Source organism: Desulfosarcina sp. BuS5, from assembly GCF_028752835.1.
In the GTDB taxonomy this organism is placed as follows: Bacteria; Desulfobacterota; Desulfobacteria; order Desulfobacterales; family BuS5; genus BuS5.
This window is the reverse complement of sequence record NZ_CP087952.1, coordinates 1,801,608-1,823,283: the sequence shown is the minus strand read 5'-3', so window position 1 is coordinate 1,823,283 and position 21,676 is coordinate 1,801,608. Positions and strand designations below refer to the sequence as shown.

General features: G+C 40.8%; 22 protein-coding genes. 16 read left to right on the top strand and 6 right to left on the bottom strand.

Annotated elements, in window-relative coordinates; translation table 11 throughout:
* Nucleotides 1-78 precede the first annotated feature (78 nt).
* Genes BuS5_RS08985 through BuS5_RS08965 form a run of 5 tightly spaced genes read right to left on the bottom strand, consistent with a single transcriptional unit; the run spans nt 79 to nt 4,036 of the window.
* A complete protein-coding gene (locus BuS5_RS08985; protein ID WP_198012252.1) occupies nt 79-891 on the bottom strand; it encodes an RtcB family protein in 813 nt (270 codons plus the stop codon).
* Nucleotides 822-1,286 (bottom strand): RtcB family protein, encoded by a 465-nt coding sequence (locus BuS5_RS08980; protein WP_255342814.1) that lies wholly within the window; start codon nt 1,284-1,286, stop codon nt 822-824. The genes BuS5_RS08985 and BuS5_RS08980 overlap by 70 nt, the downstream gene beginning before the upstream one ends.
* Nucleotides 1,277-2,461, bottom strand: a complete 1,185-nt coding sequence (locus BuS5_RS08975) for an amidohydrolase family protein (protein WP_027353947.1) — start codon at nt 2,459-2,461, stop codon at nt 1,277-1,279. The genes BuS5_RS08980 and BuS5_RS08975 overlap by 10 nt, the downstream gene beginning before the upstream one ends.
* 8 nt (nt 2,462-2,469) lie before the next feature.
* Nucleotides 2,470-3,219 (bottom strand): nickel pincer cofactor biosynthesis protein LarB, encoded by a 750-nt coding sequence (larB, locus tag BuS5_RS08970; RefSeq protein WP_027353946.1) that lies wholly within the window; start codon nt 3,217-3,219, stop codon nt 2,470-2,472.
* A 40-nt stretch (nt 3,220-3,259) separates the two neighbouring features.
* On the bottom strand, nt 3,260-4,036 hold the full coding sequence (locus BuS5_RS08965; RefSeq protein WP_027353945.1) for a uracil-DNA glycosylase: 777 nt from the start codon (nt 4,034-4,036) through the stop codon (nt 3,260-3,262).
* Between the two features lie 472 nt (nt 4,037-4,508).
* On the opposite strand from BuS5_RS08965, the gene BuS5_RS08960 reads away from it, so the two are divergent.
* The 16 genes from BuS5_RS08960 to BuS5_RS08885 all read left to right on the top strand — a co-directional run bounded on the left by BuS5_RS08960 (nt 4,509) and on the right by BuS5_RS08885 (nt 20,941).
* Nucleotides 4,509-6,467, top strand: coding sequence for an ATP-dependent helicase (locus BuS5_RS08960; protein ID WP_027353944.1), 1,959 nt, complete (start codon nt 4,509-4,511; stop codon nt 6,465-6,467).
* A gap of 179 nt (nt 6,468-6,646) precedes the next feature.
* Nucleotides 6,647-7,297, top strand: a complete 651-nt coding sequence (locus BuS5_RS08955) for an XTP/dITP diphosphatase (RefSeq protein WP_084445938.1) — start codon at nt 6,647-6,649, stop codon at nt 7,295-7,297.
* 4 nt (nt 7,298-7,301) lie between these two features.
* On the top strand, nt 7,302-7,883 hold the full coding sequence (locus BuS5_RS08950; protein ID WP_027353943.1) for a nitroreductase family protein: 582 nt from the start codon (nt 7,302-7,304) through the stop codon (nt 7,881-7,883).
* Between the two features lie 90 nt (nt 7,884-7,973).
* Nucleotides 7,974-9,386 (top strand): transposase, encoded by a 1,413-nt coding sequence (locus BuS5_RS08945; protein ID WP_274427895.1) that lies wholly within the window; start codon nt 7,974-7,976, stop codon nt 9,384-9,386.
* A 242-nt stretch (nt 9,387-9,628) separates the two neighbouring features.
* Nucleotides 9,629-11,596 (top strand): phosphoenolpyruvate carboxykinase (GTP), encoded by a 1,968-nt coding sequence (locus tag BuS5_RS08940; RefSeq protein ID WP_027354532.1) that lies wholly within the window; start codon nt 9,629-9,631, stop codon nt 11,594-11,596.
* Nucleotides 11,597-11,602: 6 nt separating this feature from the next.
* Nucleotides 11,603-12,889: an AmpG family muropeptide MFS transporter gene (locus BuS5_RS08935; RefSeq protein WP_232223091.1), complete on the top strand. Its 1,287-nt coding sequence runs from the start codon at nt 11,603-11,605 to the stop codon at nt 12,887-12,889.
* The gene (locus tag BuS5_RS08930) at nt 12,852-14,639 is read left to right on the top strand and encodes a DUF6178 family protein (RefSeq protein WP_027354531.1); all 1,788 of its coding nucleotides are present in this window, start codon (nt 12,852-12,854) and stop codon (nt 14,637-14,639) included. Before BuS5_RS08935 ends, BuS5_RS08930 begins: the two co-directional genes overlap by 38 nt.
* Nucleotides 14,640-14,729: 90 nt before the next feature.
* Complete coding sequence (locus BuS5_RS08925; protein WP_051375007.1) at nt 14,730-15,413, top strand: CBS and ACT domain-containing protein; 684 nt, start codon at nt 14,730-14,732, stop codon at nt 15,411-15,413.
* A 259-nt stretch (nt 15,414-15,672) separates the two neighbouring features.
* Nucleotides 15,673-15,846, top strand: coding sequence for a Trm112 family protein (locus BuS5_RS08920; RefSeq protein WP_084446159.1), 174 nt, complete (start codon nt 15,673-15,675; stop codon nt 15,844-15,846).
* 10 nt (nt 15,847-15,856) lie between these two features.
* The gene (locus tag BuS5_RS08915; RefSeq protein ID WP_027354530.1) at nt 15,857-16,402 is read left to right on the top strand and encodes a DUF4416 family protein; all 546 of its coding nucleotides are present in this window, start codon (nt 15,857-15,859) and stop codon (nt 16,400-16,402) included.
* Nucleotides 16,399-17,280, top strand: coding sequence for a YicC/YloC family endoribonuclease (locus BuS5_RS08910; RefSeq protein WP_027354529.1), 882 nt, complete (start codon nt 16,399-16,401; stop codon nt 17,278-17,280). The genes BuS5_RS08915 and BuS5_RS08910 overlap by 4 nt, the downstream gene beginning before the upstream one ends.
* Before the next feature lie 19 nt (nt 17,281-17,299).
* Nucleotides 17,300-17,545 (top strand): DUF370 domain-containing protein, encoded by a 246-nt coding sequence (locus BuS5_RS08905; protein WP_027354528.1) that lies wholly within the window; start codon nt 17,300-17,302, stop codon nt 17,543-17,545.
* A complete protein-coding gene (gmk, locus tag BuS5_RS08900; protein WP_274428152.1) occupies nt 17,545-18,174 on the top strand; it encodes a guanylate kinase in 630 nt (209 codons plus the stop codon). Before BuS5_RS08905 ends, gmk begins: the two co-directional genes overlap by 1 nt.
* A gap of 75 nt (nt 18,175-18,249) precedes the next feature.
* The gene (rlmB, locus tag BuS5_RS08895; RefSeq protein WP_035265887.1) at nt 18,250-18,987 is read left to right on the top strand and encodes a 23S rRNA (guanosine(2251)-2'-O)-methyltransferase RlmB; all 738 of its coding nucleotides are present in this window, start codon (nt 18,250-18,252) and stop codon (nt 18,985-18,987) included.
* Nucleotides 18,988-19,176: 189 nt separating this feature from the next.
* Entirely contained in the window at nt 19,177-20,274 is a 1,098-nt protein-coding gene (locus tag BuS5_RS08890) for an ornithine cyclodeaminase family domain (RefSeq protein WP_027354526.1), read from the top strand.
* Nucleotides 20,275-20,311: 37 nt separating this feature from the next.
* Nucleotides 20,312-20,941, top strand: a complete 630-nt coding sequence (locus BuS5_RS08885; protein WP_027354525.1) for a class I SAM-dependent methyltransferase — start codon at nt 20,312-20,314, stop codon at nt 20,939-20,941.
* A gap of 218 nt (nt 20,942-21,159) precedes the next feature.
* Here BuS5_RS08885 and BuS5_RS08880 read toward each other — a convergent pair whose 3' ends face one another.
* Entirely contained in the window at nt 21,160-21,618 is a 459-nt protein-coding gene (locus tag BuS5_RS08880; protein WP_232223090.1) for a hypothetical protein, read from the bottom strand.
* Between the last annotated feature and the right edge of the window lie 58 nt (nt 21,619-21,676).

Genomic DNA, 21,676 nt, shown 5'->3' with positions numbered 1-21,676 from the left:
GGCTAAAAAACTTCGAGTTGAAAAGCATCCTTAATCTACCGGAAATATGACAATTTTAGCTTTTTCGTCAGGCACTAATTAACCTTTAACAACACCTAATGGTTTAAGCTTTACCACAGGCTTTACAAGATCAAGTTGCGCTTCGATAACCGAGTCTATATTCTTGTATGCGCCCGGGGCTTCTCCCAAATCAAAAAGTCCCTTTTTTTTGCCCCGTGAAATTTTGTTCCACCTGTCGAACAGAATACCTTCCATAGCTTTATCGCATTTTTCCTTTGAAAGCGTTTTAGAGGCCTGCCCCCTTCCCATAATACGACCGGCGCCATGTGAACATGACATGAAAGATTCCGGATTACCGAGCCCCTTGACAATATAAGAAGGAGTGCCCATTGAGCCTGGAATGATGCCCATTTCGTTTTTTAAGGCGGATGTAGCGCCCTTGCGATGGACCCAGACCTGTCTGCCGAAGTGTTTTTCCAGAGCTGCAAAATTATGATGAATATTGATTTCCTGCATAAAGTTAACTTCTGTTTGATGAAATTTTTTTAAAGTTTCGGCAAAAATTTGTTTAAACCGGATCATCATCCGTTTACGATTTTCAAGGGCATACGCAAGGGCGAAATTCATATCTTTTTGGTAAGCTTTTCCTTCGTTTGAATCGGAATGAAGAAAAGCAAGATCTTTGTTTGCAGCACTGATATTCATTTTTTTATTTAATTTTATGGCGATCCGGTTATGAAAATCGGCTATTGTCTTGCCCGGATTCCTGGAACCGGAATGAAGCATAAGCCAGACGCAGTCGCTCTCATCTACCTGAATTTCTATAAAATGATTCCCGCCGCCCAGTGTGCCGAGACTCTTTTTCGCAGTATCCCATTTTTTTGTATCCATCCATTTGGGCGGCCCTGCTTTAAAACCATCCCAGGTCTGCATTTTTTATGCCTGTTAAAACCTACCGGCACCGTCCGTTTAATCTGCTCAAGGATCTCTCTGATCTGTTGTTTTAGAAGATATTTTACCGGTATATCGGTTTGAACCGCAATCATGCCGCAGCCTATATCAACACCAACCATATTGGGACTGATAGCATCCATTAAAGCCGCAACACCGCCGATGGGCATTCCATACCCCTGGTGGCAGTCCGGCATTAAGGCAAAATGGTGAAAAACAGCAGGATGATTAGCGACATTGAGGGCCTGTGCCCTGGCTCCGGCCTCAATATTTGCACACCATGATTTAATGGGAACCTTCATGCTGGAAGGATCATCAAATATTTCTAATGCCATGCTTCCTCCTTATAAACGGCTTTAATATTTTTCAGGCTTCCCGGTAAACCTGCGGGAGGCCCGTCCACAACTATAAAAGATGCCTTGTTTCCCTTGATAATCGGTCCTGTTTTATTTAGTCCGATAAGTGCGGAACCATTCAGAACCGATGCCTTGAGAGTCTCTTCCAAAGAGAAACCTGCCTGCATAAATAATTTTAATTCTTCAATAATGGAACTGCCGTGGTGCACGCCCAAGCTGCCTGAATCCGTACCAACCGCAACAGTAACACCAAGTGCTCTTGCCCTGACAAGCTGCCCGAGCTGATCTTCCAGGGTTTTTCTTGAGATTTTGGCTTCAATGCTATCCTGGGATAGATACTCTGCATAGGCTTTCATTGTGCAGGCTGTGGGAACCCAGGTAATCTTTTTTTCAGCCATTCGGCCAAGATTTTTTTTCCCCATAAAAAAACCGTGCTCAATCGAGGCGCAGCCCGCCTCAATCGCATTTTCTACCGGAAGCCGGCCGTTAGCATGCACCATAACTTTAAGTCCTAATGATGATGCAGCATTTACAGCATCTTTTAAATCATTCAAATTAAACTGTGGCGGAGTCTCCTTGCCGAATTTTTTTAGACTATTAAGGCCGGAGTTAACAATTTTTACATGATCTATGCTTTCATCATTATAAAGTATTTCCTCCGCAAGAGTTTTATCCCGGGATAGCGGTCTCCCGATAAGCTTTCCATATCTTCCATGATTACGCCATGCCCGCCCCGCTGTTTTTATATCAACAATGCCCTTTTTTTTATCATATCGTTTTTTTTTATAGCGTAAAGCATAGGCCCCGTAATCACCTCCGTCCCTCACGGCAATCACGCCGGATAAAAGCAACTGGCGCAGATGCGCTGAAATTACATGCTCTGCATCGGCAAATGTCGACTTGAGCTGCTTTTGCCTTATTTTTTGATCATCTGTGCCGGACATACATAGATGAAGATGGCTGTCTATCAAACCGGGAATAATAGTGGAAGCTGAAAAATCCGCAATGTCGTCCTGATCAACATTATAAAATTGTGAATCAGACAGGCTTTGGATTATGCCGTTTTCAATTTCGAGAATTACATTCCTGCGCGCCGGTGCGCCAGTCCCGTCAATCAACCATCCAGCGCTAATTTTTATTTTTTTGGTCTTCATTGGTAATCTTAAACCCTGTTAATCATAGATGCCATATACCCGGCTCCGAAACCATTATCAATATTTACAACAGCCACATTGGAACTGCAACTGTTCAGCATTGCAAAAAGAGCCGTCAAACCACCCAGGCTTGCTCCATAACCTATACTGGTCGGCACTGCTATGACAGGCTTGTCCACCATCCCGGCCACAACGCTGGGCAAGGCGCCCTCCATTCCGGCAGCCACGACAAGCACTGCGGCATTGCTGATTAATTCTTTATGCTTAAACAACCTGTGAATCCCGGCTACTCCCACATCGTACAGATAGCCGGCTTCATTGCCCATGGCTTTGGCAGTAAGATAGGCTTCCCTGGCCACCGGGATATCCGAAGTACCGGCTGAAATAACAAGTATTTCACCTTTTCCCAGTATAGAAATTGTATCCTTTTTCCAGATTATCATTCCGGCATCATTATAAAATTTAGCTTCCGGGAAGTGTGCAAGAATCTTGTCGGCTTTATTCGGGCTGACACGAGTCACAAGTAAAACATGCTCCTGCACAAGTATTTTCTCCATTATGCCTATTATCTGATCTGCTGTTTTCCCCTCACCGAAGATAACTTCGGGAAACCCCTTCCGCAGGGAACGATTATGGTCGATGTGGGCATATTCAATATCTTCCATAGATAAATTTTTCAGTTTTTCCGCCGCATTTTCAACACTTGTTTTGCCGCTTGAAACCGCCCTGAGGAGCGCATTCAAAGATTTCATATCCATTTAAAATTCCTTGTCAGGTCCATAAAAAAAATATTTTGCTTCATCTATACCGCAAACTCTCATCGATGCTTCCGTCCGGCAGCATCCAATCCGGATGATAAGCTCCCTTTTCTTCTTTCTGATAACGGACACAATCTTCCCAATCACCTTTACAATATAATTCTATCCATTTTTTTTCCAAACGTCCATGTTCAAAATAACATTTCATCGGGCACATAGAATACCATTTACAATTATGGGAAAGAATTTGCAATTTATGATATTTTATAGCAGTCTCCGCCTTATAAGATGGATTGTAAAGTAAAGAAGCCGGATGTGGTAATGGAAATACTTTTTTTTCATTTAAAAGAATTAGTCTACCGTAAAGCGCACGGTAATCTGCACGCGCCGGGGGAGGATCCGAAGCATACTTTTTAAAAATATATCTTGCCGCGTAATAACCTAACGGAACAATTATTTTAGCCGACAATATAGCTATCTCCTCATCTAAAAAATGGCTGCAAGCCTCTATCTCATCCTGTTTGGGCCTCCTGTTTTTGGGCAGCTTACACTTAATCAAATTTGTCATATAGATTGAATCCCTGCTAATGACAGCGATATGTAAAAGCTTATCTAATATTTTACCTGATGGTCCAATAAACATTTTGCACTCTCTATCCTCATTCTCTCCAGGAGATAGGGCTATGAGCATCAAACGGGCATTTAAAGTTCCTTCGCCACAAATTATATTCTGCTTTGTTAAGGATAACCGGCAGTTAATACAACTCCTTATACGGTCATTCAATTTATTTAGAGCTATTTGTTTTTGATTAATCATCCACAGATTCCTTCGCTTTTGCTGTGCCGCAACATATCTTTCATAACAAAAAAATATCCCGACATTCTTCAAAAGAAATTATATCGCTTTTAATCCAGGGGGATCAAGAGTAGATTTTACCACCTAAAAATGTTAAAAACAGGCTGGTACAAAACTATCCTACTCAGCATGCAACCGTTGCTCTGTGAAGAAATTGTCAGTCCTGACCATAAAATAATCAAGGCCATGATCAACAAGCTTGTTGAAAATTACAGATAAAAAATTATGGATAACTCTATTATTTGGCAATTAGTTTAAAAGGTTGTTATGTTTTTATTGCTTCAAAAAAATAATTGCATCCTCTCTAAATAATGTTTACAATGCTTGATAACTAAATACGTTGGAGGTGTCGGCTAACCTTATTTTATCAACATGATAGATAGTTTTCGTTCAGGCACTGCTAATTATGAGCTGTTTTCGTTAAGCCACTGCTATGAAAATAAAAGAACAAATAAAACCAGCGGACAATTCCGGGCAATTTAATATTAATTATGAGAAGGAACTTAATCCCTCTCAACTTGATGCTGTAACAAGTGCTGAAGGACCGCTCCTGATTATTGCGGGTGCTGGAAGTGGAAAGACCAGGACTCTTACTTACAGGGTTGCCTACCTTGTGGAAAAAGGCATCCCTCCTCAATCTATTCTACTTCTCACATTTACAAGAAAAGCATCCCAGGAAATGCTGCATCGTGCCTCACAGCTGGTAGGTGCAAGATGCGCCATGGTTTCAGGAGGAACTTTTCATTCTTTTGCAAACAGTGTGCTGCGAACCTACGCAAAAAAAATCGGGTTTGGGCATGACTTCTATATTATGGACCGGTCAGACACCGAAAGTTTAATAAATATTATAAGAAAAGAGTCCGGCTACGGCTCAAAAAACCGCTCATTCCCAAGGAAACAGACTCTTGCCAATATTTTCAGCAGGGCTGTCAATAAGGTTCTATCCCTGGAAGATGTAGTTTCCCGTGATTACCCGCATTTCTTCAATGACCTGGAAGCAATTATTGAGCTGAATAAAGAATACGCAAATCAAAAAAGAATAAATAATGCCCTTGACTATGACGATCTTCTGATATTTTTACATCTGCTTTTAAAAAAACACCCGGAAATTCGCAACAAGCTTACGTCGCTGTATCGTTACATCATGGTAGACGAATATCAGGACACAAACCCTGTACAGGCAGAAATAGTATACTTCCTTGCCGGCGATGAAAAGAATATTATGGTTGTAGGCGATGATTCCCAGAGCATATATTCTTTCAGGGGAGCAGACTTCATGAATATAATGAGATTTCCCGATGTTTTTCCTTCCACAAGGATAATCAAGCTGGAAGAGAACTATCGCAGTGCTCAACCCATTCTTGACCTTACAAACAAGATGATTGAAAATGCAGCAACAAAATATTCAAAAAAACTATTTACAAATTTACACGGCGAAACCATGCCCATTATCATAAACGCTGAGGATGAATATGCTCAATCAGAAATTGTAGTAAAAAAAATAAAAAACCTTGCTGAAAAAGGTATACCCGTAAATGAGATAGCAGTACTTTTCAGGTCCGGCTTTCATTCATTCGGACTTGAGATAGAACTGACCAGAAATAACATTTCTTTTATAAAAATGGGTGGTTTCAAATTCATGGATTCCGCTCATATAAAGGATGTAATAGCTCATTTAAGGGCTTTCTCCAGTCGGGTTGACAGAATAAGCTGGTATAGAATTCTTATGCTTCTTAATAAAATCGGTCCCGCCGCGGCACGAAAAATTTTCAAATCTGTTTCAGAAAAAGGAATCGATGCCGGCCTGTCGGGCATAAAACTTAAGGGAAAGGCAGCCGAGGGCATTATGAAGCTTAAGGGGCTTTTCGCTAAAATGGATTCACAATCAGTAACTGTCGCCGACATGGGAGAAGCTGTAATAGAATATTATACACCGCTCTTGGAAACAATGTATGATGATCATCACAAACGCAGAAAACACCTTGAGCATCTTGTTGGGATTATGGAACGATACAGGAATATGGGAGAATTTTTAACAGATATGGCCCTGGAGCCTCCAAATACAGTGAAAGATGACTCCTTTACGACAAATCCTTCAGATAAAGGCAGGCTGGTTCTTTCCACAGTGCACTCAGCCAAAGGGTTAGAGTGGAATACTGTATTTGTTATCTGGACCCTTGACGGACGTTTTCCGTCGGCCTATGCTTTAAATAATGACAAAGACCTTGAAGAAGAACTGAGGCTAATGTATGTTGCCGCAACACGCGCAAAGGAAAATCTCTTTTTTATTTACCCGCAAAATGTCTACGACAAAAGCTCAAACAGCTTTTTATGCAACCCGAGCCGCTTTCTCGAGATAATACCCGACGATATTCTTAAAAAAGAATTTTAAAAAAACAGGGCATATTGTTTACAAATTATACAAATATAGAAACCCGGTGCGCCATATAATTCTGCAATTCAACAGCAGACTTGAAACCTCTTAAAAAACTTTACAATTACAACAAATGAATTATAATCAAAAAATTTATACGCAACAACACATACCATTATATCAGAGATAAAATTATTATGAAAAATTTACCTACCATTGTTCTTGCAACCAGGAACAATGGAAAAATACTTGAAATATCAGATTTATTAAAAAAATTTCCTGTTATAATCAAAAACCTTGATGATTTTGGGCCGATACCTGAAGTAGAAGAGGATGGAAATACTTTTGAAGAAAATGCTTATAAAAAAGCGAGTTTTACGGCAAAAATTCTCGGTCTGCCTACGATTGCTGATGATTCCGGGATTGTTGTCGAAGCCCTTGGAGGAGCGCCGGGTATATATTCGGCACGTTATGGCGGCACAGATGCAACAGATGAAGAGAGGTGCACCAGGATGCTGAAAGAACTTGAAGGTAAAGAGAATCGAAAAGCCGCTTTTGAATGTGTTATCTCCATAGCTGTACCTACGGGCGCCGCTCTTACTTATGAAGCACGCTGCGAAGGCCTGATAGCAGAGCATCCATCGGGAATAAACGGCTTCGGATATGACCCGATATTTTACTATCCTTCGTTTGACAAAACTTTTGCTGAAATAACCAGGGCAGAAAAAAGTTACGTCAGTCACAGGGGCAAGGCTATGCGTGAAGTCAGGGATGAATTCGACAAGGTTCTAATATGGATAGAACAGAATATGCCGATTTTTGAAAAATTTCAGTGTAATGGATTGTAGTAATATGATAGAAGATCTTATAAAAAAAAACAGAAGTTGCAGAAGGTTCTATCAAAACCATTCCATAAATATAGAGATGTTAAATCAATTGGTGAACCTGGCGAGGTTATCGGCTTCAGCAGCCAATCTGCAACCTTTGAGATACATACTCTCCTGCGATGCATCAACTAATTCTGAAATATTCTCATGCCTGACCTGGGCGGCTTATCTAAAAGACTGGGCCGGTCCAGTGGAAGGAGAACGTCCCTCGGCTTATATTATAATACTGGGTGATACTGAGCTGACCAAAGATTTTTGGTGCGATCACGGTATCGCCGCTCAGAGTATTCTTTTGGGGGCCAGGGAAAAAGGGCTCGCAGGCTGCATGATCGGTCTGATTAACAAGGAAAAATTAAGAAAAATACTCTCTATAGAATCAAAATATAGAATCATGCTGGTTCTGGCAATCGGGAAACCGAAAGAAGAAGCCGCAATAGAAAAGCTCGGAGCTGATGGTGATATAAAATACTGGCGCGATGAAAATCAAATTCACCATATCCCAAAAAGAGGATTACAAGATATAATTATTAAAAGTTATACTCGATGATCAAGTTTTTATGATTAGCTAAATTTTAAGCTTGAGAGTATAATCACGGCCATTGAAAAATATTAATAATTTTGAAAGAGTCCATTCATAATGCTATTAACTGAATCTGCACCATTTATCAAACAGTACATTGAAGATCTCAACAATAGCCTGGAGCAATACAAACCTGGTGCGGGATTAACATTTACCCAGAAAGCATGGCTAAGCTTTTGTCTTACCGGTATATTAATGGTAAATGCTGTATGTTGGGCAAAATTTGAACGGGCGAGTCTGGGCAATTATAAATTAGCAGCTCTATCTTGGATGTTTCGTAAGGGTAAGATTTCATGGGACAATTTACTTGTTGGAAGCGTCAGGCGTATTTTGAAAAAATATGGTATCACAAATGGTGTAATTGTTTTTGATGAGTCTGATCGTGCCCGTTCTAAGAATACAAAGCGAATATACAAGGCTCATAAGCAAAAACACAAAGCAAGCGGAGGTTATGTTAATGGGCAAACAGTTGTTTTGCTTCTTTTGGTCACAGACTCTATAACCGTACCTATTGGTTTTAAGTTTTACATGCCTGATCCAGTTGTTAGTGCCTGGAAAAAAGAAGAAGAGAGATTGAAAAAAAAGGGACTCCCGAAGAGTAAGCGTCCTGTCAAACCAGCATTTAACCCTGAGTATCCGAAAAAAATTCAATTAGCCCTGCTCTTACTTGAGAATTTTAAAAAATATTATCCTAAAATTACTGTTAAATGTGTATTGGCTGACGCTTTATACGGTTCAAAAGAATTTATGAATGGAGCCTCTAATATTTTGGGAGGAGTGCAAATTATCAGCCAATTAAAGTCAAATCAAAATATACGATACAAAGGTAAAAAAAAGACAATTACGGATTATTTCAACATGATTAACAAAGGTGTAAATTGCACCATTCGTGTGCGAGGCGGTGAAAAAGTCAATGCAACAGTGAGCAGTGCCCGCCTTAAGGTTGATGCACACGATGGCAATGTGCTTTTTGTGATAGCTCTTAAATATGAAGGGGAAGATGAATACCGTTACTTAGCTGCCACTGATGTGAGTTGGCGCACAGTTGACATTATTCAAGCATATTCTTTGAGATGGCTTGTAGAGGTTTTTTTTGAAGACTGGAAGCTTTATGAAGGATGGGGACAAGAGGCCAAACAATATGACGAAGAAGGATCAAGCCGAGGCCTGATCTTGAGTCTGTTGCTAGACCATTGCCTCCTCCTTCACCCTGAGCAGGAGGCCTGCATAGAGAACAAAACTCCCGTGTTTACCGTGGGAAGTCTGCAAAGAAAAACTCAAATGGATGTTTTGATGGAATGTGTCAAATCTTTGCTGCAACAACAAGATCCCGGTGAAAAACTTAAAGAAATGGGCCAAGTTATCAAAAAAGTTTTCCGACTTATGCCATCGGGAAAACATATGAGCGGAAGAACTATAGGTAGATTGGGGCCAACACCTTCTCTATCACGTAAATATTGTCCTTGCTAAGTGCTTTTGGCAAGTTCATCATCAAAAACTTGAACATCGAGTTATAGTTGATCTTTTTAGTACCTTACTCCTAAAACCCTTATAAAAAACAAAAATATTATAATAAAAAAATTAGCTACAAATTTTGTAGGTGGTTAACTTGATATTTGGTAAATACAATGAGTTGAATTGTGGGTGTTTAACCCGCCTTTGGACTGTTTATATTGTATAAAAACAGTTGCTGTTCTAAAGGAGAAATTCCTATGACTGATATAAAAAAACCTATAGATATCGTACAGGAAATAGGTGGGTTCAGAACAATAGAAGCGGCAAGGCAAGTTTTTAAAGAAAAAATGGATAAGGAGAATCTTTCAAAAATCGAAAAAATCGAAACCACCGAAGTTTTGATCAAGATAGCAAACGCCATAGCAATGTGTGATCCTGATACAATTTTTATAGTAACCGATACCGAAGAGGATAATCGTTTTGTCAGGGAATTCAGTTTAAAAAAAGGGGAAGAGAAAAAACTGACGATGGAGGATCATACCATCCATTATGATCTTAGGGAGGAACAGGGCAGAATTATAGATAAAACATATTATATTACCGACCCTGAAGAGTTTATCAGCTCTCTTGCAAACAGGATAGACCGACCGGATGCCCTTGAATATATTCAAAACAATATGAAAGGTCTTATGCGCGGGCATAAGATGTTCATAGGATTTTATATGCGCGGGCCTGTTGGTTCACCGGTTGCAAATCCTGCCCTGGAAATCACCAGCTCGGCTTATGTCGGTCACAGCGCTGAAATCCTTTATAGAAACGCATTTTCGGTTTTTGACAAAGAGATTGAACGGTCAGGTCATTTTTTTACAAATATACATAGTGAGGGGTTGAACCGGCCTGAAGACCTGCCCCACGCAAGAGTCTTTATGGATCGAAAAAAGCAGACAACATACAGTTTCCTTTGCACTTATGCTGGTAACACGCTTTTGCTGAAAAAAGGGAATCACAGGTTTGTCGTTGACAGGTCGGTATATGAGTACAGGGGAACCCAGCTTGCCGAGCACATGTTTATTACCGGAATTGAAGAACCGGAAGGCCGAATAACATGGTTTACCGGAGCTGCACCGAGTGGGTGCGGGAAAACGACCACGGCCATGGCCGGCGACCATTTTATAGGTGACGATCTTGCTCAAATGCGGATAGCCGAAGATGGTTCAATCAGATCGATTAACCCTGAAAAGGGTATTTTCGGTATTCTTGAGGATGTCAACAGGGAAGGCGATCCTGTTTTGATGGACTGCCTACGAAAACCCGGCACTGAAGTAATCTGGTCTAATGTACTGATAGATGATAACGGCGTGCCCTACTGGACCGGCTGCGGAGAAGATATACCGGATAAAGGTTTTACATTTTACGGTCCCTGGGAAAAAGGGATGCTGGACAAAAATGGTAATGAGCTTCCCATATCTCACCCGAATGCACGCTGCACTTTAAATGCAAGCGCTCTTTCAAACTGTTCTGAAAGGATTGAAGATCCTGATGGTGTTGTAATCGGGGTTATAACATACAGCGGTCGGGACAGTGATACCATGCCGCCTATCCGGGTTGCAAAAGATTCTGATCACGGTGTGGTAATCGGTGCCTGCTTGGTATCGGAAGCAACCACAGCCGAAATCGGAGCAACCGGAGTCAAGCGGGCTCCATGGGCCAATGCTCCTTTTATACCAGGTGTTTTGGGCGATTATATGGATTCACAATTCAAATTTTACGGCAACAAACTGATTGCTGCCAATAAACAGCCTGTAATGGCAGGCCTGAACTATTTTCTTACGGAAGAAGCAAGAGGCGGCTCTTCAAAGAAACTGCTCGGCGAAAAAAGAGATGTCAAAGTCTGGCTGAACTGGCTTGCAAAACTAGTTCATAGGGATATTGATGTTATCAAAACTCCCATAGGCAACATTCCAAAGTTCAAAGATCTGCAAAAGATCTTTGAAACGAAAATTAATAAGGAATATACAATTGATCTCTATAATAAGCAATTTTCCCTGTATCTTGATAACATATTGAAAAGAATAGATTTACAGGTTGATGCCTACAGAAAAGGAACACACATTCCTGAAAGGATTTTTGAAATTATGGATGAACAAAAAGAAGAACTTTTTAAACTTAAAGATAAATACGGAGCAGTTGTAACACCGTATCAGCTTGAGGAAAACGATAAGTGATGAGTTGTGAGTGATGAATCGCACAGGCGCTGCATCCAGCTAAAAGATAGCTTCAGGGTAATCTGCAGCGGCCGGATGCTTGTAACCCTTATAATGGGTTTTGCGTCCGGTCTGCCGCTCCTGTTGACCCTGTCTGTTCTGCAGGCATGGATGAAGGAAGAAAATATTGATCTGTCTCTTATCGGACTCATCACCCTGGTACAGATTCCATATACCTGGAAATTCCTGTGGGCGCCTCTGCTGGACCGTTTTATTCCGCCTTTTCTCGGCCGCAGAAGAGGATGGCTCTTTTTAATACAGATTGCCCTGGTATGTGCCATAGCAGGTTTAGGGTTTACCGATCCTGTGCATCATTTCCGAATGATGATATTTACTGCTCTGCTTATATCCTTTTTGAGCGCTTCCCAGGATATTGTAATTGATGCCTACCGTCGTGAAGACCTTCCCGACAAGGAACTGGGACTCGGCTCCTCTTTATATATATACGGGTACAGAATGGGTACCCTGCTCGCTTCAGGAGGCGGTCTTATCCTGGCGGATCATATCCCTTTTGCTTATGTTTATCTTATCATGGCGGCCTGCATGCTCCCATGTATATTTACCACGCTATTTGCACCGGAACCGGTTGTGCCGGGAAATACGCCGAAAACATTAAGAGAGGCGGTAATTGCCCCTCTAATGGAATACTTCAGCAGACGGAGCGCTTTGCTGATGCTGGCCTTTATACTGCTCTATAAAATAGGCGATACCATGGCCGGCGCCATGACCATACCCTTTTATCTTGATGTGGGATTTTCGAAAACCGAAATCGGCACGGTCGTCAAATTATTCGGAACATGGGCTGTTATTGTCGGCGCGATTACAGGAGGCTTTCTTATGCTCCGCCTTGGAATAAGACGAAGTTTATGGATTTTCGGTTTTTTACAGGCGATCTCCACCGGATGCTTTGCCCTTCTGGTTAAAACAGGTCCCAGCATAATAGCTTTATCCTTTGTCATATCCTTTGAAAATCTGAGCAGCGGCATGGGAACCGCCGCCTTTGTGGCTTTTATGGCAAGTATTACGGATAAAAGATTTACAGCCACACAATATGCCCTTTTGAGCAGCCTTATGGCCTTTCCCAGGGTTCTGGCCTCGGCTCCAACCGGATTTATGGCCCAAAGTGCGGGCTGGGAATTTTTTTTTATAATATGTATGCTGGTGGCAGCGCCGGGAATGCTGCTTTTACCAAAAATTGCCCCCTGGAATTTAGCAAATGGATCAGGAAAACGGAATACTCTTACAAAAAGGTAAAGACCTACATAAGATCAGGGAAAAAATTCTTGCCCTACCCCCTGAAAAAGCCCTTGATGCCATCCTGGAGTCGGAGCAGCCTTCTGCTGTTGTCCAATCATTCCAGGAAGATGACTTTTATTTTTTAATTAATGACATCGGATTGAACGATGCCGTAGAACTTCTCTCCCTGGCATCCACACGACAGTGGGAATATATTCTGGATATAGAGACATGGGACAGGGACAGGATTGACCTCAAATCCGTCACGCAATGGATCCACGTTCTCCTTACAGCCGCGCCAAAACGTTTAATCCAGTGGTTAAGGGATAAAAAGAAGGAATTGATTGAATTCTATCTTTTTAAAAATCTCGAGCTAAAGATAAGGGAGCATGATCAGGAGCCGTCCGAACTGGGGGATGGTTTTTTCACTGATGATGACACCTTTTATGTTAAGCCGCGCTTTAATCCTTACGGAGAGATCTCTGCCTCTGCAATGTATGCCCGGGGATATGATTCCGAATCGATACCTTCGGAACATGAGGAGATGGAACGGTCACAAACTCTCCTGGAATTAATTAAACACCTTTCAGCCTATGATCATATCCTGTATCAGCAGATCCTTCTGGAATCTGCCGCTATCCTGCCGGCAGAGGTCGAAGAAGAGCAATACAGGTTACGGAACGTAAGACTTGCTGAAAAAGGTTTTCTTCCTTTTGAAGATGCCATAGGTATATATATCCCATTAAAACCAAAAAACATTGAAAAACTCGGCCAAAAAATTTTTGCGGCTGCTTCTGACAAGAACCCATTCCGTTCAGCCCCGCAATATCCCTTGCCAAATCTGAAAATTAAAAATATATTTACCCAGGCTCTTCAAACCATCGAGATTGATGAAATTATAGAGCACATTCAGCAGGAATTTGCGGGACTTGCTAATCAAATAATCTCCGCAGACCAAAAACCGGTTAAAAGCAGGGCTGATCTGCGTAAGGTCGTAGAGAAAGCATGCGGTTATATAAATATTGGCCTGGAAAGTTTATCCAGGGAGTTTTCCGTAACCGGCAAAAAAAATATTGCCGCATATATAAAAAAATATCCCCTGGCGCTTATCTTCAGAATCGGGTACAGTTCAGCCTTGGAATTAAAATGGCGGGTGGATAGATGGTTGGAAAAAAGCTGGTTTGCCGGTCAAAATTTACCACTCCCATTCTGGGGAGAAGAATGGACAGGTCTGCTGGGTGGACTACTGATAAAAAAACCACTTTTTTATGATAATTATAAATCCGGCGTGCTTTACAGGGAATTTTTCTCAACCGAAGAAATCGCGGCAACCGCTGAAATATTAAGCATGATCACAAACTTTGATGATATTTTTTCAAAAATGGATGTTATAATAAAATCGGCTGAAGCTTACGAACAGCTTGACTATAAAAATTTAATTCTAACCCTATGGTGCAATGATCAAATTGATTCAATAAATACGCAGGGAAAATTTTTGCCTGTCGATTTCGATAAATTCAAACCCTTTTTTGATGATTTGTGGGAAGATACGCAAGAAACTAATAATAAACAGAAACAAATAAAACTCAAAGCAAAAGAATCATTCCTGAACTGGCTCTCAGGAAGAACAGGAATGGAAAAATACGATCTTTATACCGGATTCGGCCTGATCCTGGAGAAACTCTTCTCTGAAATAGAAGCCGAATACGGCAGGATAGCAACAAAAGATCTTGATCCCAAGTATGTGCGGATGTTCCTTTTTGAATAAGGGGACGAAAAATATTTCATGACATAATTTAAAAAAAAAGGATTAAGCCCTTTATGAAATATTAAATCATTAGGATAAGGAGGTTTATATATGTTAGTTTCTAAATCTATGAGTAAAATGGTATTTTCCATTAGTGCTAAGTCTTCTCTATCAAAAGCGATCACGCTTCAACAAAAGTGTCAGGTAAACATGTTTCCGGTTCTTGATAAAGGTAAACTTGTGGGAGTTCTAACTGATCATGATATTCAAAGAGCTTCGATTTCAGACAAAATACCACTTGATACTCATGAAGCAATAGATATTGTTTCAAAGGTACCGGTAAGAGAGGTTATGACACCAAACCCTATTACCATACCACAAGATTATACTGTGGGAGAGGCCGCGAAAATTTTATTGCGCAACAAGATAGCCGGAGCCCCTGTGCTGGACACGGACGGCCATGTAATAGGCGTTCTGACCCGGAGTGATGTCTTGAGGGTTATGATATTACTTACGGGAATTAATAAAAAAAGTTTTCAGTATGCCTTGAGAGTTAAGGATCAACCAGAATCTATTTCTCAAATAGTTCATGTAATGCGTGATCATGGGTGCCGTTTTGCAAGTCTTTTAATTAGTTACCATGGGGTGCCGGCAGGTTCAAGGGATGTTTATATACGCGTATATGATATAAAGGATGATGTTGCTACCAAGCTCATTCATAAATTAAACGAAATAGCAACAGTTCATTATGTGGTAGATACCATAAGTGAAGAGAGAAGAATAATAATAGAATAAAATCCATATATAAATTTTCAGATAATTACCCGATTTTAAAATTTAGCACAAGGCCGGAGGGGGTAGGGGTTCAAAATCTTGAACCCCTACTTCGACGACCGGTAACGCAGTGAAATTATTGATGTGGCAATCTATAGATGCATCGCGCACCTACTGTGGAATTTTATATGCTTAGGATCGCAAATTAAATAACTTGAACAATATTATTTAATCTCCGATCCTTATATAACAATTATGCGTTTAAAATAAGGATCAAATCATGTCAATCAACAAGGAACTCCTTGATATCCTGGCCTGCCCCAAGTGCAAGGGCGATATATATCTTGATGACGCAGGCAACGGTCTTATATGTGACAAATGCAAACTGATCTATGAAATCAAAGATGACATTCCGATCATGCTGATTGAAAAGGCCAGGCCTGTAACCCCTTGATTATAAAAAAATGAGCATTCCAAGCCCTCCTCAGCCCGCAAAACTGATAATCGGACTCTTCATGAAGGATAAAGAACTTGATGAACAAGTCGCAGAGGGGCTTATACAACAATTCGGTGCCATTGATGTTATAAGTTCGTGGCTTCCATTCGATTACACAGACTACTACCAATCTGAAATGGGCGCGCCCCTTTTCAGAAGAATGTTTTCCTTCAAGGAGCTGATTGATCAGGGCGCTCTTGCAGATATAAAAACAGTCACAAATTCAATCGAAGAGAAATACTACGCCAACAATAAACGCCTTGTAAATATTGATCCAGGCTATATGCTACCTTCACGTTTTGTTCTGGCAACGGGAAAAAATTATTCTCATAGAATCTATATTGGAAAGGGAATCTATGCAGATCTGACGCTAATCTATACAAAAGGCGGGTTCACAACATTACCCTGGACATACCCGGATTATGCCGCTAAACATATGCTCGCCTATCTTTTAATGGTACGCAAAAAATATATATCTGATTACAAAAATAAATTTTCAGGAAAAATTGAATGATTAAAAGCATGACAGGCTTTGCCGATTACAAGATTGATGCTAAGGATATATCCGTCTTCGTGGAGATACGGTCCTACAACAGCAAGCACCTCGATATGGCTCTGAGAACCTCATATTTACACAGACGTTTTGAAAGCAAAATTAAAGACCTTATTTCAAAAAAGATATCAAGGGGACGTATAGAAATCAATTTACGGGTTATCAACACGTCGGAGAACATTTATGATTTTGATGTTAATACCGGTAAGGCAAAGTCATATCATGCAGCGCTTGTTAAATTAAAAAACCTTCTTGACCTTCCAGGCGAAATATCACTGGAAATTCTGCTCGGTACCGGTGAGATGATAAAGCCCTCCGAGGTAGAAACAGATCTGGCGGAAGAAGGGATAATTATAGACAAAGCTGTCAATGGGGCGCTTTTGGATATTGATATAATGCGGCAAAGAGAAGGAGATTTTATTGCCGATGATTTTAAAAAGCGGCTCCAATATTTAAGCGACTTTATAGATAAAATAGAGAATGAATCCGTCGATTTAATCCCCTTTTACCAGGAACGTCTTAAAGAACGAATAGCTATTTTAACAAAAGGAGTGGTTGAAATCGATCCTGGCCGTATAGCCCAGGAAGCTTCCTTCCTTGCTGATAAAAGTGATATTTCCGAAGAGATTGTCAGGGCAAAAAGCCATATCGAACAGTTCATTACAATTATGGATTCTGATGACCCGGCAGGTAGAAAGCTTAATTTCCTCTTACAGGAGCTTAACAGGGAATTTAATACAATGGGGTCAAAGGCATATAATTCAAAAATATCACATATTATTGTTGAAGTAAAATCAGAGCTTGAAAAATTAAGAGAACAAGTCCAGAATGTAGAATAAAAAATCAGGAGCTTATTACATGGAAAAAAATCTATTGAATATCGGTTTTGGGAATACAGTTGTTGCTGAAAGGATAGTCACGATTATTTCTCCCAATTCTGCGCCGATTAAGCGTTTGAAAGATGAAGCAAGGGATAACCGATATCTTGTAGACGCCACGCACGGGCGTAAAACACGCTCAATCATAATAACAGACAGCAATCATGTAATACTTTCCGCTGTACAGCCGGAAACAATATCCCAGCGTTATGAAGCTATTCAGTAGTGACAAAGCCTTTAACAATGAATATCTCCAAACCAGTAAAAATTTTTGAAAATACAAAAAAAAAAATTATAACTCCAGGACATCTGTTCATTATTTCCGCTCCCTCAGGCGCCGGCAAAACCACTCTTTGCAAAATCGTACTGGACAGGTTTCCCGACCTGCTCTACTCCGTATCATTTACAACCAGGCAGCCGCGGCAGGGAGAAACGAATGGGAAGGATTATAATTTCATTACAAAAGAAGATTTTTGCAGCGGCATCAAAAAAGGAATGTGGGCTGAATGGGCCGAGGTTCACGGCAATTACTACGGCACTTCCGCATTTTTTTTAAAAAACACAATTTCGGAAGGTAAAAATCTTCTGATAGATATTGATGTACAAGGGGCCGCAATTATGCTCCGATCATATCCTGATTCAGTAACTATTTTTATTCAACCTCCATCAATAGATGCTTTACGATCCAGGCTAAAAAAAAGAGGCACTGATTCAGAGGAGACAATAAATAACCGCATGGCTGCAGCCGAAAAAGAGATGGAAAAAAAACATCTATATCATCATACTGTAATGAATGACGATCTTTCAAAAGCTGTGGAAGAATTGATCTCGATTATTAGTCTATATATATCTTAAAGTATAGCCCTCTCAAAGGGATGAGGGAGGCTGGCAAAATGAAAGGACAAATTTATTTATAATAAAAACGACAAAATGGAAATACTTTATGGTATTCATTCTGTGAAGGAAGCCCTTAATGCCCGGCAAAGAGTTTTTTTTGAGATATATTTTGTAAAAGAGAAGTTGTCACCCCCCCTTAAAACAATAGAATTTCTCGCCATATCTTTAAAAATACCAGTAACAAAAGTCAAAGCCTCTTTTCTTAAATCTTTAGCAAAAACCTCCCGTCACCAAGGTGTTGCGGCCAGAGTGAGTCTATATCCGTTTTCTGATATTTCTGAAATTATAGACAACCCAAAAAAATCCGGATATAATAATTTTTTACTATTGCTTGATAATATCCAGGATCCGCATAATCTTGGAGCTCTTGCCAGAACAGCCCTTTGCGCCGGCGTGGAAGGCATTATCATCACAAAGGACAGATCCGCCGGTCCAACTCCTGCCGCCTGTAAAGCATCAGCCGGAGCACTTGAACATTTACCCCTTGTCCGTGTGACGAATATGGTGAAATTTGTAAAGGAACTTAAAAAAAAAGAATTCTGGATTATCGGGATGGAAGGGGAAGCCGGTAAATCCGTTTTTTCTATCGATCTATCCTGTAATATTGCAATTATTATTGGTGGTGAAGAGAAAGGGATCCGCCCCCTTGTTAAAAAAGAGTGTGACCATTTGGTTTCCATACCTAACTTAGGGCAGATAGATTCCTTAAACGCGTCTGCAGCAGGCGCGGTTGTAATGTATGAAGCGCTCAGGCAGCGAAGATATTCTTAGGGTTCGCACAAAAATAAGTTAGCAATTTTAAGTGTTGAGGCGCTTGGCTGGCAAGGCGCGAACGCGTAGGAATATCAAGATATTTCTACGCGTTCGTAACGCAGCCAGACAGGATGCATCGACGCTTAAAATGTAAAGTTATTTTTGCGCGAGCCCTTAGGGCTTGCGCTAAAAAACCGAGGTGTTAAAATGACCTTTATTCTTCCTGATTACAATCCCCCTGATTTTAATCAACAAATTTTCAAAGATGCACCCGTAGTGGTTTGCAAACCTGTTAAGCAGTCAGGTATCGCTCCCGACAATTATCACGCAACCTCAATCTACCCGGAATACTTTAAGATCAGCAAAGATGTATGGTGTCTCATCGAAGAATCACGGATGGATTGCGTAGTAGTAAAAACTCCCGCCGGCAAGCTTTCTGTAATAGAGTGTAGAAATTTAAAAACAGGTGATCTTGTTGCATGTGGACGTGAGGAAAACGGCAAAGACGGAATCTTTGTTCATTCTCATGCTTTCGATTTTGCAGATTATGAGGCGGAAAAATTTGCCTTCAGGTCTCACCTTACCCGTGAGACATCATTCTCAATAGACTATGACGAGTTATATGATCTGCTGAAATATGATCGGGTTAATGGTTTTATCTTGTGGGTGCTGGGCCCTGCGGTTGTTTTTGATCATGATTCAAGAAAAGCCTTTACAAGTTTAATCAAAAAAGGATTTGTCCATGGGCTGCTGGCGGGAAACGCTCTTGCAACACATGATTTGGAGGGCGCTCTATTCGGAACCGCCCTGGGGCAGAAACTTTATTCCAAGCGAAGCGCTGAACTCGGACACTACAATCACCTGGACGCCCTGAACATAATACGCAAAACAGGTTCAATTAAAGCTTCAATCCAAGAAGGTCTGATTAAAGATGGTGTAATGCGTGCTTTAATAGAGAATCGAATCCCATATGTGCTGGCAGGCTCGATTCGGGATGACGGTCCCATGCCGGAAGTTATAGGGGATGCCTATCGCGCGCAGGACAATATGCGCAGGTTGACCCGCCGCGCAACAACTGTAATAGCGCTATCAACCCAGCTTCACGCAATCGCCACCGGTAACATGACGCCTTCTTATAAGGTGGAAGGAAAAAATATAGTTAGGCCGGTCTTTTTTTATACGGTGGATATGTCTGAATTTGCTGCAAGCAAGTTGGCAGACAGGGGTTCCCTTACGGCGCGATCAATTCTTACAAATGTTCAGGACTTTGTAGTAACTGTGGAACGTGGTCTATTGAAAGAATAATTTTATACCTTAGAATAATACGGAAAACAGAAAACTTATGAGAAACAAAAAAAGCCCGGATGAAAAAAAAATACAAAGAATTAATAAAATTCAGCGGAAATTTTTTGGCAAAATCACCCATGTTTTTGATCCTCCTCTGCCTGAAGGAGTTCCTGGACGTCTTGATCAGATTGTTGCCTGCGCCGAAATCAAAAAAGGGGATTGCATCCTGGATGTCGGCTCAGGTACCGGCATACTGCTGCCTTTGATCCATAAATATAAACCGGAAAAAATTTTTGCATGCGATCTCTCTAAAGAAATGCTGGAGAGCTTGAAAAAACAGCACCCTTATGCGATTACAATCAGATCGGACGCGCGTGATTTAACCCTTCCGGACGGCAGTATCGATCTGGTCTTTGTAAATGCATGTTACTCGAATCTCGTGGATAAGAAAGGTTTCCTTATCAATATCAGCAGGATGATGAAAGCCGGGGGACGGATGGTTATAAGCCATCCCATGGGAAGGGGATTTATAGATCTTTTAAGAGAAAAATCTCCGTTTCCACTTGATGATTTTCCCCATGAGCCCGAAGCAAAAATTATGCTTGCTCCTCATGGGTTAAACGTAAATAAATATATTGATCAGGAGGATCTTTATATATTGGTAGCGATAAAACAAAACATATAGCCTTTATATGGAATTCAGGGGACACCATACCTATTTCTTCGGTTTTCGCCCCGGTTTTTTAAGTTTTAGCGTCACACCCAACGATTTTTCCAATTTTTCAATAAATTGGATATCCCCGGCTGGCCGACCGGTTCTCTCATGTTTTTGCAATCGACTCCACATTTTTGCTGTAATATTTTCCGACAAAAATTGAGCCCAATCCTTATTTACCAATTGAATTAAAGATTGTGTTTTCGTAAGCTTATCTTCGCCACCATTAGTATGAGCGAAAGCACTGCTCCATGTCCAGTCCAATGCGTTGGATCTTTTACAAGCTTTGCCCTGGCTGGATTCATTTCAATATAGGGTATAACGGGCACATGCCAACCAATAAATTTCATCCAAAACATAAGAAGCAAACCTGCATTGCCACAAATGTCCCTCCAGCCTCCACGAAAATTGATCATTCGCGAATACCGCCTATGAGCCTCTCCAATTGCAAGCATTAACGATTCTTTAGTTTCAGGGACAGCAATTTGATTAGGCATCAGGCAGTATGACCATATTTCTACTCCACGTGCATCGCACCATTCCTTCATCAAATCGATATAGGCAATATAGTCCGTATCAGAAAAAAAGGTTTGTAACCGTCTGTTCCCTCTTTGAGTGATATAGAGTGTTTGGTAATCGTTTTTCAAAGAGCCGTTTATCATTCTCATTGATAACAACAATATAATTATTACTTGAATGTAAATC